General features: G+C 70.1%; 14 protein-coding genes and 1 pseudogene. 10 read left to right on the top strand and 5 right to left on the bottom strand.

The genetic code is table 11. The features are described from left to right. From VFZ09_RS11075 to VFZ09_RS11065, 3 genes and pseudogenes are all read left to right on the top strand, one after another. On the top strand, nucleotides 1-1,264 hold a 1,264-nt coding region (locus VFZ09_RS11075), incomplete at its 5' end, for a DUF2380 domain-containing protein (protein ID WP_329727495.1). Then, the gene (locus tag VFZ09_RS11070) at nucleotides 1,264-1,731 is read left to right on the top strand and encodes an NUDIX hydrolase (protein ID WP_329727494.1); all 468 of its coding nucleotides are present in this window, start codon (nucleotides 1,264-1,266) and stop codon (nucleotides 1,729-1,731) included. The genes VFZ09_RS11075 and VFZ09_RS11070, both read left to right, overlap by 1 nt. A 22-nt stretch (nucleotides 1,732-1,753) precedes the next feature. Further along, nucleotides 1,754-2,225, top strand: a pseudogene (locus VFZ09_RS11065) (NUDIX hydrolase). Nucleotides 2,226-2,279: 54 nt separating this feature from the next. On the opposite strand, the gene VFZ09_RS11060 reads toward VFZ09_RS11065, so the two are convergent. After that, nucleotides 2,280-3,443, bottom strand: coding sequence for a M20 family metallopeptidase (locus VFZ09_RS11060; protein WP_329727493.1), 1,164 nt, complete (start codon nucleotides 3,441-3,443; stop codon nucleotides 2,280-2,282). Nucleotides 3,444-3,640: 197 nt separating this feature from the next. Here VFZ09_RS11060 and VFZ09_RS11055 point away from each other — a divergent pair, with 197 nt between their 5' ends. The 3 genes from VFZ09_RS11055 (at nucleotide 3,641) to VFZ09_RS11045 (ending at nucleotide 6,780) form a co-directional block, all read left to right on the top strand. Further along, a complete protein-coding gene (locus VFZ09_RS11055) occupies nucleotides 3,641-4,075 on the top strand; it encodes a host attachment protein (RefSeq protein ID WP_329727492.1) in 435 nt (144 codons plus the stop codon). 196 nt (nucleotides 4,076-4,271) lie between these two features. Beyond that, nucleotides 4,272-6,167 carry a methyl-accepting chemotaxis protein gene (locus VFZ09_RS11050; protein WP_329727491.1) on the top strand — a complete coding sequence of 632 codons (1,896 nt, stop codon included), beginning with the start codon at nucleotides 4,272-4,274 and terminating at the stop codon, nucleotides 6,165-6,167. Between the two features lie 10 nt (nucleotides 6,168-6,177). Beyond that, nucleotides 6,178-6,780 (top strand): HAD family phosphatase, encoded by a 603-nt coding sequence (locus VFZ09_RS11045; RefSeq protein ID WP_329727490.1) that lies wholly within the window; start codon nucleotides 6,178-6,180, stop codon nucleotides 6,778-6,780. 3 nt (nucleotides 6,781-6,783) lie between these two features. Here the strand turns inward: VFZ09_RS11045 and VFZ09_RS11040 are convergent, their stop codons facing one another. Next, on the bottom strand, nucleotides 6,784-7,437 hold the full coding sequence (locus tag VFZ09_RS11040; protein WP_329727489.1) for a glutathione S-transferase family protein: 654 nt from the start codon (nucleotides 7,435-7,437) through the stop codon (nucleotides 6,784-6,786). A gap of 37 nt (nucleotides 7,438-7,474) precedes the next feature. Then, a complete protein-coding gene (locus VFZ09_RS11035; protein ID WP_329727499.1) occupies nucleotides 7,475-8,068 on the bottom strand; it encodes an adenylate/guanylate cyclase domain-containing protein in 594 nt (197 codons plus the stop codon). A gap of 233 nt (nucleotides 8,069-8,301) precedes the next feature. On the opposite strand from VFZ09_RS11035, the gene VFZ09_RS11030 reads away from it, so the two are divergent. After that, nucleotides 8,302-8,697 carry a hypothetical protein gene (locus tag VFZ09_RS11030; protein ID WP_329727488.1) on the top strand — a complete coding sequence of 132 codons (396 nt, stop codon included), beginning with the start codon at nucleotides 8,302-8,304 and terminating at the stop codon, nucleotides 8,695-8,697. A 107-nt stretch (nucleotides 8,698-8,804) separates the two neighbouring features. Next, nucleotides 8,805-9,347, top strand: coding sequence for an OsmC family protein (locus tag VFZ09_RS11025; RefSeq protein WP_329727487.1), 543 nt, complete (start codon nucleotides 8,805-8,807; stop codon nucleotides 9,345-9,347). A 37-nt stretch (nucleotides 9,348-9,384) separates the two neighbouring features. On the opposite strand, the gene VFZ09_RS11020 is transcribed toward VFZ09_RS11025, so the two are convergent. Further along, the gene (locus VFZ09_RS11020) at nucleotides 9,385-11,382 is read right to left on the bottom strand and encodes a S46 family peptidase (protein ID WP_329727498.1); all 1,998 of its coding nucleotides are present in this window, start codon (nucleotides 11,380-11,382) and stop codon (nucleotides 9,385-9,387) included. 193 nt (nucleotides 11,383-11,575) lie between these two features. Here VFZ09_RS11020 and VFZ09_RS11015 point away from each other — a divergent pair, with 193 nt between their 5' ends. Both VFZ09_RS11015 and VFZ09_RS11010 read left to right on the top strand, forming a co-directional pair. Beyond that, on the top strand, nucleotides 11,576-12,709 hold the full coding sequence (locus tag VFZ09_RS11015; RefSeq protein WP_329727486.1) for a triacylglycerol lipase: 1,134 nt from the start codon (nucleotides 11,576-11,578) through the stop codon (nucleotides 12,707-12,709). 46 nt (nucleotides 12,710-12,755) lie between these two features. After that, nucleotides 12,756-13,175, top strand: coding sequence for a hypothetical protein (locus VFZ09_RS11010; protein WP_329727485.1), 420 nt, complete (start codon nucleotides 12,756-12,758; stop codon nucleotides 13,173-13,175). 12 nt (nucleotides 13,176-13,187) lie between these two features. Here VFZ09_RS11010 and VFZ09_RS11005 read toward each other — a convergent pair whose 3' ends face one another. After that, complete coding sequence (locus VFZ09_RS11005) at nucleotides 13,188-13,730, bottom strand: hypothetical protein (RefSeq protein ID WP_329727484.1); 543 nt, start codon at nucleotides 13,728-13,730, stop codon at nucleotides 13,188-13,190. Between the last annotated feature and the right edge of the window lie 69 nt (nucleotides 13,731-13,799).

Raw genomic sequence — 13,799 nt, 5'->3', positions numbered from 1 at the left:
CCCGGGCGATGCGGACACCCAGGCACGGGGGAGCGCCCTGGCGTCCCACCTGGCTTTGCTGGGGGCCGTGGACGAGGTGTCCGCCTCCACCCGCCGCCTTTCCCGTGAGCTGCCCAGACTCCGGGCCAGCCACCAGGGCATCGCTCGTGCGGGCAACGGCATCTTCGTCCGCTACGTCGACCATGGGGAACGTCAGCTGCGGTGGATGGACGCCGAGTTGGCCGCCGCCACCCGCCTGGCCACCGCCGCCTCCCAAGTGGAGGACCCGGACATGCAGCTGGCCCTGCTGCGCCTGGCCGGCCCCCGGCTGGAGGCCGCCATGCTCGGTGCCCTGCTGGTGGCCGTCTGGTTCGACTTCCTCCTCCTCACCGACGACGCGCTCTCCCGCCGCCTCTACAGCGTGGAGTGGTTGTACGTGGACATGGACCGCTTCCAGACGCTGCTCGAGCCCGCCCTGACGGCGCTCTCCTCCCTGGAGCCCGCGCGGGTGGAGGCGACGGCGGAGGACATGCCCGCCCTGGTGGGTCACCTCACCCGCGAGTTCGAGGCATTGCGAGAGACCGTGCGCAAGGGAGCGGAGACCCTCCAGAAGATACTGGTGCTCAAGGAGGCCGCGGAGGCACTCACCCTGGTGTCGGCGCTGAAGTTCACCCTGCCCGCGCTGCGCGCGGCGGCTCCTGCGACGCTGGGCATGGGTTTCGTGGTGGGCTCGCACGGCGTGATGATGGGCACGCGCCTTGTCGTCTCCGCCGAGTGGGTGGAGATGATGCAGCGGCTGGTGCGGGCCGGCGTCCTCTCCCTTCCCGCCGTCAGCGCGGCCGTACGCATACAGGCCGGCCAGGTGATGATGGCGCACGGGGAGTTGCCGCGCGGCGTGCGCGAGGCGCTGGGCGAGGGGCCCGAGGTGCGGGGCATGCGCGTGACGGACAGAGCGGGGGCTGGCATGGCCGAGCCACCCCGGCACCACGTCATGCCGCAGGAGTTCCGCGAGTGGTTCGAGAAGCGCGGCTTTATCGGCGAGATGGACATCGACCAGTTCTGCGTGAAACTGGAGCAGGCACACCACCAGGCCATCCACGGTGGGGGGAACTGGAAGCTGGGGCGCACCTGGCCCGACGAATGGAACCAGATGATTATGAGCGTACTGCGCCAAGCTGAGTCCAAGGCAGGCCGTATGTTGACACCGAATGCGATCCTGAAGCTCATCGCAAGAGAGATGAAGCGCTATAAGATCCCGATGAACTTCGTCCCGGGGAGAAGGTGATGAGCGAGAACCGGTCCTGGCAGGGCCACTGGACAGCCCGCATGTATGAGCGGGTTCGTGCTCGCGGTTTCGGTTCGCTCACCGCCTTCGCAGACGCACACCCGACCCTCCCCCTGGTTGAGCTGGCCGATGAACTAGGGGACGACCTCAACGCGGTGCAGGTATTCAAGGGACTGGTTGATGAGGCTGAGCGAAGCCATCAGGTAACTCGCCTGGTGCGCAGCCAATTTGTGCGTGAACTCCACGAGAGCTTCCCTGACGGCTGGCCGTCCGTCATGGACGATGAAGCCCGTTTGGAAGTTGCCATGGCGCTCGGCTCCTGGTTTGGCTTCACTCCGGCGACGCACCAGGCGCGCGTCAACCGGGCCAGCGATGCGTTGCTCGCCACGCCACCACGGCCCGGCTGGCGCCCACTCGGCCCCGACGACGCGCTACTGCTCACACTCCTGCCCGACGAGGAAGTCTGAATTCCACCTACTGGAGAGGGCGATGAGCAGCGGACGGGCTTGGCGGGGCAACTGGGTGGCCCGCCTGTATGAGCGGGTACGCGAGCACGGCTACGACTCCCTCACCGCTTTCGCCGAGGCGCGCCCCGGCGTTCCTGTGTATTTGCTGGCCGAGGAGCTTGGCAAGGACGACGTCGCCGGGGTGCTGGTGTTCAGGGGGGTTGCTTGCCGAGGCAGAGCGAAGTCACCGGGTTACACGCTTTGTGCGTGATGTTCTCGTGCGCGAACTTGCGGAAAGCCTCCCTGACGGCTGGCCGTCCGTACTGGACGATGCAAACCGTGGAGAGGTTGCCTTGGCGCTCGGAGCATGGACGGCCGACGCTCCTGAAACACATAAGGAGCGTGTAAGAAGGGCTGGCGACTCGCTCCTCGCCACTCCGCCCCCTCCTGGCTGGCGCCCGCTCAACCCCGATGACGAGTTGCTGCGCACGCTCCTGCCCGACGAGGAAGTCTGAATCCCACCGCTGGAAGCGGAGCCGTTGCCAGCCCCGCTCCCGGCAACCCTCGGCCTACCCCGCGCGCGACACGAGGTAGCGCACCAGCGCCTGGGCCTTGGGAATCAGGGTGTCCACCTCGATGAACTCGTCCACCGTGTGGAAGCCCTTGCCCCGAGGGCCCAGCCCGTCGATGGACGGAATCCCCATGGCGGACGAGGTGCTCGCGTCCGAGCCACCGCCCACCAGCGGCGCCTCGCCATGGCCCAGCCCGGACGCGTGGGCACACGCGCCATACGCCGCCATCAGCGCCGCGGAGGCCTCGGTGCGCTCGAGCGGCTCACGGGCCACCCCACCCTTCACCTCGATGCGCGTGCCGGGAACGCCGGCCGCGGCCTCCTCGGCCGCCTGACCGAAGCGCCGCACCAGCTCCTCCCCGTCCGCGCGCGTGCAGAAGCGCAGGTCCACCTCCGCCACCGCGTGGTCCGGCACCGTGTTCTTCCCCTGCCCTCCCGTCACCTTGCCCACGTTGACGGTGATGCCACGCGGGTAGTCGGTGAGCTGCTGCACCCGGTCCACGAAGCGGGCAATCGCCCACAACGCGTTGGCCCCCTCCTGGTGCGCGTTGCCCGCGTGGGCGGCCTTGCCATGCGCCACCGCCACGGCCATGCCGGTGCCCTTGCGCCGGGTGATGATGGCGTCCGCCGCCCGGCCGGACTCGAACACGAGGCACGCCCCCGCTCCGGCGATCGCCTTGCGGATGACCTCGGCGCCCTCGGGCGAGCCCACCTCCTCGTCCGACACCACCACCAGCCGCAGCGGCGGCAGCTTCTCCAGGCCCCCCGACGCCGCGAGCGCCTTGAGCGCCCACGCGATGACGACGAGCCCGCCCTTCATGTCCAGCACGCCCGGCCCGCGCCGCAGCGCCCCATCCTTCCGGTAGCCCTCGAACTTGCCCGGGGGGAACACCGTGTCCAGATGGCCCACCAGCGCCACCGGCGCCAGCCCCGCCCGGCCCTCCGAGCGGAACACCAGGTGGTCCGCGTACCGCGTGCTCTTCACCACCTCCGCCGCCAGCCCCGGCATGGTGAACTGCTCGCGCAGCAGGGCACCCACCTCGCGGCCGCCCTCCGCGTTCTCCGTCCAGGAGTTCACCTCCACCAGCGCGGCGAGCGCTTCTTCCATCTCCCCCAGCCTGCCCACCAGCCAGCTGGCCGCCGCTTCACCCATCTCGCGCATCGTCCTCGGCCTCCCGCCGAAAAAGCTTCCGTCCCGGGGTGCATCCCCGGTCGCCCCCCGGGCATATGCCAGGCCCCCGGCTCCAGGGAAGGTGCCCCGGCGCCCGCCCGCCCGGCGCCCCGGCACGGGTGCCCCGGGGGAAGGAAGCTTGCCGGGGACGGTGGGGGTCCGCACCTCAAGAGGCAGGAGGATGAACGATGGCGGACGCGCTGTGGATATTGGTGGCCAATGGGAGCCGGGCCAAGCTCTTCTCGACGGATGAGCGCGCGGAGGTCTGGAACCTCAAGGAGGAGTTCCACCACGAGGAGAGCCGGTCCATGTCCCGGCAGCTGCTCAACCAGCCGGACAACCCCAACGCCGGCTCCCTGCACAAACCCCAACCCGAGAACCAGCCCGATGCTCGCCAGCAGCTGGAGATCGATCGCTTCGCCCGCGAGCTCTCCGCCCGGCTGGAGCGTGGCCTGAATGACCACGCCTACGACCGGCTCGTCATCGCCGCCCCGCCCGGACTGCTCGGCCTGCTGCGCAAGCTCATCAGCCCCCGCGTGCACCAGCGGCTGATGCTCGACTTCCGGGCGGACTACATGAACGTGCCGGACCGCGAGCTGCCCGAGCGCATCCCGCTCTCCTAGGTAGGCAGCCGCACAGGCAGGCGGCCCGGAGCTCCTTCCCGCTCCGGGCCTCGTCCGTCTGGAGCCCCCACCTGGGCCTACATCCTGGTACGTGGCCGCGCCGCTCGGGCGCGCTCCGTGGTACAGGAGGGAGGAGGCGTCGGCTGTGAGGACATTGGGGTCCTCTCGGCGCCATCCCGCGGACGTCACGAGATTCATGAAACTTCCCCTGATCGGCACCCTCAAGCTGCGCGGCCGCCTGACGCTGTACGTCACCCTGCTGGCCGTCGTGCCGCTGCTGCTCTCCACGTGGGCGGGGGTCAGCAGCACCCAACGGATGATGCAGGCGCAGGTGCACGAGATGCTCCGCATCGAGGCGGAGGGCCTGAAGGATCTGGTGGAGGCCTCGCTGGTGGAGCGCGAGACGAGCGTGCGCAGCTGGGCGGAGGACACGCTGCTGCGCGAGTCGCTGCAGCGCGACACCTACGCGCTGAGCGACGGAGTGCTGTCGCGGCTGCAGCTGCGCTACACCACCTTCACCGGGCTGGTGCTCTTCACCGAGGACGGCCGGGCCGTGTCCGCCAGCACGCCGGCCCTGCGCGACTCCTTCGCGGGACAGGAGGCGCTGGTGCGCGACGCGGCCTGGTTCAAGGCGGCCCAGGAGGGGCGCTTCACCAGCACGACGCTCACCCAGGAGGACCCCGTCTTCGGCATGCAGGTGCTGCACCTGGCGGCGCCGGTGATGGAGTCGCGGGGCGGGCGGCGGCTGGGCGTGCTGCTGGCCGCGTATGACTGGGGCCAGGTGGGCGAGGTGGTGAAGGCCGCGCTGGCCCGCGCCCGCTCGCGCAAGAACGAGAGCTTCGCCCTGGAGGTGCGCACCGCCTCGGGCGCGGTGCTCTTCGACTCGCGGGGCAAGGACGCCTGGAACATCCCCGACGCCGTGGCCGAGCAGGCCATCAACGGGCCGGAGATTCCGGACGTGGGCGATGGCTGGCGCTTCGTGGCCCTCTCGGATCCGGAGGAGGTCTACGCCCGGATGAACCAGATGCGCGCCGGCATCGCGGCGGCGGTGCTGGCCGTGGCGGGGCTGGCCGCCCTGGCCGCCCTGCTGCTGTCGCGCGGCATCACCGCCCCCATCACCCGGCTGAGCCAGGTGGTGCACCGCATCGTCCAGGAGGGAGACCTCACCCAGAAGCCCGACGTGCGCTCGGACGACGAGGTGGGCGAGCTGGCCCGCTCCTTCGTGCAGCTGGTGGACCACCTGCGCGAGACGACCGAGAGCCTGCAGCGCGGCACGCAGGTGCTCACCGACACCGTGGCCGAGCTGACGCGCGCCGCCGAGCAGGAGGAGAACAACCTCACCCGCCAGGCGGCGGCCCTGCAGCAGACGCAGGTGACGGCGCAGGAGATCAAACAGACGTCGGAGGTGGCGGCCGAGCGCGCCGCCGCGGTGCTGACGGTGGCCACGCGCGCCGATGAGCTGGGCCAGAGCGGCGCCCGCGCGCTGGCCGAGAGCATGGGGGGCTTCCAGGCGCTGCGCGACCAGGTGAACGAGATGTCCGAGCAGATCAGCGGGCTCAACGAGCGCGCCCAGCGCATCGGCGGCATCACCCAGACGGTGAAGGGGCTGGCGGACCGCTCCAACATGCTGGCGCTCAACGCGGCCATCGAGGCGGTGCGCTCCGGCGAGCACGGCAAGGGCTTTGGCATCGTGGCCAAGGAGATCCGCACCCTGGCCAACCAGTCCATCCACTCCACCGGCCAGGTGGGAGGGCTGCTCGAGGACATCACCCAGGCCATCCGCAAGACGGTGGAGCTGAGCGAGCAGGGCCAGGCGCGCATGGAGGCGGGCCTGGCGCAGGCGCGCACCAGCGGCGAGAGCATCCAGGCGCTCAGCGGCATCGTGCAGGACAACATGAACGCGGTGCGGCAGATCTCCGGCGCGGTGAGCCAGCAGAACGCGGGCATCAATGAAATCTTCGGCGCCCTGACGGACCTCTCCAGCCTGATGCACGACACCATGGTGGGACTGCAGGCCACCCAGCGCGTGACGCAGTCGTTGCGCGAGGTGGCCGAGCAGATGCAGCACGTAGCGCGCAGCTACCGGGTATAAAACCCGGTCCATGAGCCCTCCACCTCGCGCCATCATCCTGGACCTCGGCAACGTTCTCGTCTTCCACGACAATGCCCTGCTGTTCCGCAGGCTGGGGGCGAGGGCGGGGCTCCCGCCCGCGGAGGCCGAGCGCCGGTTGGCGGGCGCGGGCTGGACGGCGGCCAACCGGGGTCTCGTCGGCGCCGAGGGCATCCGGCGCGACGTGTGTGGCGCGCTGGGGGTGGACCTGCCGGCCGAGGAGTTCAACGCCCTGTGGAGCAGCCACTTCACCGTGCACGAGGCGGTGCTGCCGCGGGTGCGGGGGCTGGTGGGGCGGGTGAAGCTGGTGCTGCTGTCCAACACCAACGTGCTGCACATGGCCTGGCTGCGGCCGAGGCTGCCGGTGCTGGAGCGCTTCGATCACCTGGTGCTCAGCTGCGAGGTGGGCCTGGTGAAGCCCGAGCCCGCCATCTACCAGGAGGCCCTGAAGCACGCGGGCTGCGAGCCCCAGGAGGCCGCCTTCTTCGACGACATCCCCGAGTTCGTCCAGGCCGCGAGCGCGCTGGGCATCCGCGGCCACCTCTTCACCACCGCCCAGGCCTTCGACGCGCAGCTGAAGGCGCTGGGGCTGTAGCGGCTACTTCTTCTCGTAGCGCGCCACGGGCGGCTCGTGGCGCGCGGCCTCCGTCCAGGCCTTCATCGCCGGCAGGGCGAGCACCGCGTCCCTGTAGGCGGCGCCCACCGCGTCCAGCTCCACGTCATAGGTGACGAAGCGCGTGACGACGGGCGCGTAGAAGGCATCCGCGATGGAGAAGGCGCCGAAGAGGAACGGCCCGCCCTGGCCGAAGCGCGTGCGGCACTCCGTCCACAGCGAGGTGATGCGGGAGATGTCCTCGGCGACGCCGGGGGCGCGGCCCTCGCCGGGCCTGCGGGCGTGGAGGTTCATGGGCATGTGGTTGCGCAGGTGGGCGAAGCCCGAGTGCATCTCCGCGGTGACGGAGCGGGCCAGGGCGCGCGCGGCGCTGTCCTGGGGCCACAGCTTCGCCTGGGGGAACTGCTCGGCGAGGTACTCGCAGATGGCCAGCGAGTCCCAGATGACGAGGTCCCCGTGCAGCAGCGCCGGCACCCGGCCACTGGGCGAGTACTTCGCGATGCTCGCGGCGGTGTCCGCCTGGCCCAGCGGCACCACCACCTCGCGGAAGGGCTGCCCGGTGTGGGCGAGCGCGAGATAGGGCCGCAGCGACCAGGAGGAGTAGTTCTTCGAGGCGACGACGAGGGTGAGCTCTTTCATGGGGGCGCACCTTACAGCGCCCCCGCGCCGCGCGAGCTCAGCTCCCGGTCCGCAGCAGGTCGCGCAGGCGGGACATCCACGAGGCACGGCGCCGGCGCACGGGCGGATCGATGCGGTAGACGGGCACCGGCAGGCGGATGTTCTTCAGGTCTCCCCGGCCCAGACGCACCACGGGCGCCAGGACCTGGCTCTGCACCTGCTGCACCACCGGCTCACTGACGTAGAGGGAGCCGGGCCGGGCGAGCGACTCCAGGCGGGCGGCCACGTTGACGCCCTCGCCGAAGATGTCGCCATCCCGGTGCACCACCGAGCCCAGGTGGATGCCGATGCGCAGCTCCACCCGGCGCGTCTGCGGGACACATTCGTTGCGCGCGCACAGCGCCGACTGCAACTCCAGCGCGCAGGCCACCGCGGGCAGGGCCTCGTCGAACTCGACGAGGAAACCATCTTCCAACTGTTTGATCTCCCGGCCTCCATGACCGGTGAGCAGACCGCGTACCAGCCGGCCATGCTCCTGACGCAGCTCCTGGTTGAGCGCCTCGTCCCGCCGAGCCTCGGGGCTGAGCTCCACCATGTCCGTGAACATGATGGCCGCTACCTTCCTGGGTTCCGGTTGCGGCACTTCCGCCATCATCAACGCGTCTCCTTCTCCCCCCCGCCACGAAAGCGAATGTTACTTGAGAGACACTCACCTGGTCTGCCCGGGGGCAGCCAGACAGCCGCGCCTAATCCCACCTGTTGGCTCGGATGAACGTAAGTATTACTGACGCAGCGCACAACGCACGGGGAGAGCGAGAGTCCGGGAGCCGACACAGGGCGTCACGGGAGTGTCGCCCTGTTACTGTGGCGGGCGAGCCTGCACCCATGTCGGCACCCGAGGACCCACAGGATCCCCACGCTCCACTCTGGCCGCCGCTGCTGGCGACGGTGGGCGTGTTGTGGGTGGCCACGCACGTGCGGGAGCAGAAGCTGGTGCTCAGCGCGCTGGCCACGCTGGTGGCGCTGCCCACGCTGTGGCGGGTGCTGACGCGCCGGTGGGTGCGCGGGGACGTGCTGCGAGGGCTGGCCATGGGCTACCTCGCGTGCCACGTGCCGCTGCTGCTCGGCGCCTGCGCCACCCTGGACCGGCCCGAGTGCCGCATCCGCCTGTGCATGGAGGGCGTGCTCGCGGGAGTGCCGTACGTGCCCTGGGCGGGAGTGCTGGGCACGCTTCTGTACTGGGCGTGGGGCACCGTGGGTGCAGGCCGCCGCGCGCTGTGACGGCGGGTGGGGAGCCCGTGTCACGGAGGACCGTGCCCGGGTGGTGGGTTGCGGCCTGGAATGGCAGCGACCTAGCTTCAGCGCCCCTCGAACACCTTGGAGACAGCATGGACACCATCACCGGCAGCTGCTGCACGCTCGACCTCGACACGATGCAGAAGACGAAGGCGCACGTGGCGGCCAACCCGGAGGCGGGCAAGGGCCGCTTCGAGACGGTGACGGAGTGGCGGGACGGGGCGCAGGCGGTGACGAAGGCCCGCTCCTTCACGCTCGAGACGGACGAGCCCACGGCGCTGGGCGGAAAGGATCAGCACATCGATCCGATGGAGCTGCTGCTGGCCTCGCTGGGCACGTGCCTGACGATCGGCTGGGTGACGCAGGCGCGGATGAGGGGGCTGGACTACCGCAACCTGCGCATCAAGGTGAGCGCGCCGTTCGACCTGAGGGGCTACCTGAACCTGGACCCGAAGGTGCGCGCGGGCTTCTCCGAGCTGCAGTACACGGTGGAGGTGGACACGGACGCGGACGCCGCCACGCTGGAGGAGATCCGCAAGGCGGCGGAGAAGACGAGCCCGATGTTCGACAACATCCTCAACCCGACCGCCATCTCGGGCCGGGTGAGGAAGCTCAGCGGCTCGGTGGCGGCCTGAGCACCCTCTCCCTCTGGGAGAGGGTGGGGGCGAGGGTCTACCGCTGGTTCGCGCGCAGCTCCTTCACGAGCCGCCCGGCGCCGTAGATGTGCTCGAGGGCCCGCAGCAGGCCCTCGCCGTGCACGGCCACGGCGCGGTTGTTCTCCGGCACATAGGCATACTCGCCACCCAGCGAGTGCAGGTTGCCATCGAAGATGAGCCCCACCACGCGGCCCTCGCGGTCCACCATGGGCGAGCCCGAGTTGCCCCCGATGATGTCGTTCGTCGTGGCCATGTCGAAGGGCGTCTCGCCGGGCACCTGGCCGCGGGCCTTCATCCACGAGTCCGGCAGCCGGAAGGGCTCCTTGCCCGTGTGGCGCTCATACGCACCGGCGAACGTCGTCATCGGAGGCACCTGGCGCCCGCCCTCGTCCCAGCCCTTCACCGTGCCGTAGTTGAGGCGCAGGGTGAAGGTCGCGTCCGGGTAGCCCGTGGTGCCGTAGGCCGCCAGCCGGGCCTGCGCGAGCAACTCGCCATTCTTCTTCAGCACCGACTCCACCGTGTCCTCGTAGCGCTTGCGCACCTCGCGCGCCTGCGCGTCCACCCGGCGCGCCAGCACGATCATCGGCTCCTTCGAGGCCTCCACCGCCGCCTTGCCGCCGTCGAGCAGCCGCTTGCGCTCCTTCACGTCGAAGAGCTTCGTGCCCTTCACCAGCGCGCGCGCCAGCTCCTCCGGGGCCTCGCGGCCGAGCACCGTCTTCACGAACGCATCATCCGCGCCGAGCGTCTCGCGCAGCTTGTTGAAGCCGAAGGTGAGTGAAATCACCTCCAGCTCCGCGGGGATGGGGGCCTCGCGCAGCAGCCCCATGCGCAGGGCGGGGAGCTGTCCCTCCGTGTACTCGCGCAGCCGCTCCGGGTTGGGCTTGGGCAGCTCGTCCGCCGCGCGCACCAGCCGCTGGGCGATCTCGAAGAGCTCGGACGAGAAGCCATACCCGTCCTCCTTCAGCCGGTACTCGGCGATCATCGGCCGGTAGGTGTCCAGCGCGCGGGAGATGGCCGCCCAGGAGCCCGCGGTGGTGGCCTTGAGCTTCGGATCCGCCTCCACCTTCGCGCGGAGGTCCGCCTCGGTCTTGCGCTTGTCGGCGAGCAGCGAGGGCTCGGCCAGGGCCTGGTGCCGGCCGCGCAGGGCCTTCAGCGCGTTCTCCACCGAGCGCAACCGCGCCCGCGTGGTGCGGAAACGCTCCGGCGAGGTCGAGGCGTACTCGCGCAGCATGCCGCGCCGCTCGGCCAGGTACATCAGCGCGAACGGCAGCGCCACGTCGCGCTGGAACTCCAGCTCGGCCACGGTGAGCTGCCGCTGGGTGGCGCCGGGATGGCCGGAGACGAAGACCAGGTCCCCCTCCTTCGCGCCCACCTTCGCCCAGGGCAGGGAATTCTCCGTCTTCAGCGGCTGCCCGTTGGCGTCCCAGACGCGCAGGAAGGCCGCGTCGAAGCCGTAGCGCGGGAAGTTGAAGTTGTCCGCGTCCCCGCCGAAGGCGGCCATGGAGAACTCGGGCGCGAAGGCCAGCCGCACGTCCTGGAAGCGGCGGTACCGGTAGAGCTGGTACTTGCCCCCGTTGAAGAGCGTCACCACGTCACAGCGCACCTCGGGCCCGGTGGCGCACTCGCTCTCGATGGTGGACATCTCCGCCTTGAGCGCGGTGTTGAAGGCCGCGCCGCTCAGGCCCTTCGTGGCGCCCTGGAGGCGCGCGGTCACGTCCGTCATCGCCACGAGCTGGTTGGCCTCCACCTTGGGGCAGCGCAGCTCGTCCTTCAGCTCCTTCGCATAGAAGCCCGTGGCCAGGTAGTCGCGCTGGGGCGAGGACAGGTCCTGCACACAGGAGCGGATGCAGTGGTGGTTGGTCATCACCAGCCCGTCCGGGGACACGAAGCTCGCCGAGCACCCCCCGGCCAGGCGCACGGAGGACAGCCGCAGGGAGTCCAGCCATTCCTGCGAGGGCTCGAAACCATGGGCGGCCTTCACGGCGGCCCGGGGGAAGGCGTCATAGGTCCACATCCCCTCCTCCGCGGCGGCGGGGAGGGCGAAGAGCAGGCCAAGGGCGAGCAGTCGTTGCACGGGCGAGTGGTCCTTCCTGGGGAGGGAGAAGGGCCGGGTTGTGGCCCGGGGAGTGGCGCGCCGTCAACCCGGGCGGACGGAGGATGCACGTCGGACTTGAGTTGGAGGCGGGGACTGCGGAAGGTTGGGGACAATGGCGACGAAGCACCACATCTACCTGGTCCCCGGCTTCTTCGGCTTCGCCAACCTGGGAGAGCTGCTCTACTTCGGGCACGTGCGCGACTACTTCGTGGCGGAGATGGCGCGCCGCGGCGTGGACGTCGAGGTGGTGCAGGTGCTCTCGCACCCCACCGGCTCCATCCGCACGCGCGCCGCGGACCTCTACAAGGCCATCGAGGCGAGCGCGAAGAACGACGATGGCCCCATCCACCTCATCGGCCACTCCACCGGAGGGCTGGACTCGCGGCTGTTCGTCAGCCCGGGCGCGATGCTGGGCGATGACATCGACGTGGAGCCCTTCGCCCGCCGGGTGCGTACGGTGGTGACGGTGTCCACCCCGCACTCGGGCACCCCGCTGGCGTCCTTCTTCCTGGGGCTCTTCGGACAGAAGCTGCTGCAACTGCTGTCGCTCTTCACCGTGTACGTGCTGCGCTTCGGCCGGCTGCCGCTGACCGTGGCCTTCCGCCTGGGCAGCCTGCTGACGCGCTGGGACGAGCAGCTCGGCTTCCGCCCCACCATCCTGGACCAGCTCTTCGAGCAGCTGCTGGGCGACTTCTCCATCGAGCGCCGCGAGGAGCTCGTGCGCTTCCTGGGCGACGTGACCAACGACGCCTCGCTCGTCCCCCAGCTCACCCCCGAGGGCATCGACCTCTTCAACGCGAGCACGCTGGACCGGCCCGGGGTGCGCTACGGCTCGGTCATCACCCAGGCGCGGCCGCCGTCGCTGCGCGCGCGGGTGAGCGCGGGGTTGGACCCGTACGCCCAGATGACACACACCGTGTACGGCTTCCTCTACGGACGCACCCAGCGCATGCCCCTCACGGCGATTCCCCTGCACACCCCGGCGCAGACGGCGGCGCTGGTGGAGGCCTACGGCGCCATGCCCGGCCCGCAGGCCTGTGACGGCATCGTCCCCACGCGCTCGCAGGTGTACGGGCGGGTGCTGACGGCCGTGCGCGCGGACCACCTGGATGCGATCGGCCACTTCGACCAGCCCTCGCACCGGCCGCCCCACGTGGACTGGCTCATCTCGGGCTCCGGCTTCCGCCGGCTCCAGTTCGAGCGCCTGTGGAACACCGTGGTGGATTTCGTCCTGTTGGAGACCTGATACACAGCGGGCCTGGCCGTCGACCTGGAGCCCACCATGTGCACCCATGCGCAAGCGCACCGGCGCCGGGCGCATCGACGTGGTGGCCTTCAGCCAGGGCACGCTGTCCTCGCGCTACTGGATTCAGGAGCTGGGGGGCCAGCCGCGCGTGCGCCGCTTCGTGTCCATCTCCGGGCCGCACCACGGCACGCGGGCGGCGTACCTGAAGGCGGATCCGGCCCTGGTGCAGATGCGCCCGGACAGCGCCTTCCTGCGCGAGCTGAACCGCCGCGAGAAGCCCTTCGGAGACACCGAGGTCTTCTCCTTCTGGACGCCGCTGGACAGCACCGTCATCCCGGCCGACAGCGCGCGCCTGCCCGGTGCCACCGAGCGCACCTTCTTCGTGCCCGCGCACCCGTTCATGCTGAGCGCCCCCGCCGCCATCTCCGCGACGGTGGAGGTGCTGGCCCAGGCTCCGCGGCAGTAGCCCACTCTGGAATCAGGTGCTGGCCGCCGCCAGGACCTTGCCCACCCACTCGTGGGCGTCCTCGCAGCCTTCCATCAGGAAGTCGAAATGCCCGGCGCGCAACAGCCTCACCAGGGGCTCGTCCCGGGCAACGAGATCCGGCACCTCCCAGGGAAAGTTGATGCGCGGTCCATCCTTGGACCAGAGCTCCCGCATGGAGCCTGGGGCCGGTGGGCCGAATTCGGCTTCGAGCCTGGCATTGAATCCGGCATCCTCGCGGATGAGCTCCACCTGACGCTCCAGGGAGTGCGAGTAGGTGTCGAAGAACCGGTCGATACTCGATGCGATGGGGAGCGCATACAGGTCCTCATAGGTATCGACCCAGACGACTGGCTGTATCCCCTGCTCATCCGCCAGGCTGGGGACGGTTGCGAAATAGTAGGCAAGCGCCTGCTCCTTCGCGAAGACGAGCAGGCTCCGGAAGGGGTCGGACCCATCCCGTCGCCACTCCTCATTCACGGTGACAAGCCCCCCTCCCTCTTTGGTTTCGAGCGGAAGCAGGAAGAAGCCGTCCAACACACCAAGGGTTCCCACTCGGGAATGGACGGCTGAAAGGAGAGGATCGCAAGGGAGTCCCGCGACGGG

This window comes from Archangium sp., from assembly GCF_036277355.1.
In the GTDB taxonomy this organism is placed as follows: domain Bacteria; phylum Myxococcota; class Myxococcia; order Myxococcales; family Myxococcaceae; genus Archangium.
Note: the sequence above shows the minus strand (reverse complement) of the source record. Positions and strands in the feature narration are given on the sequence as shown.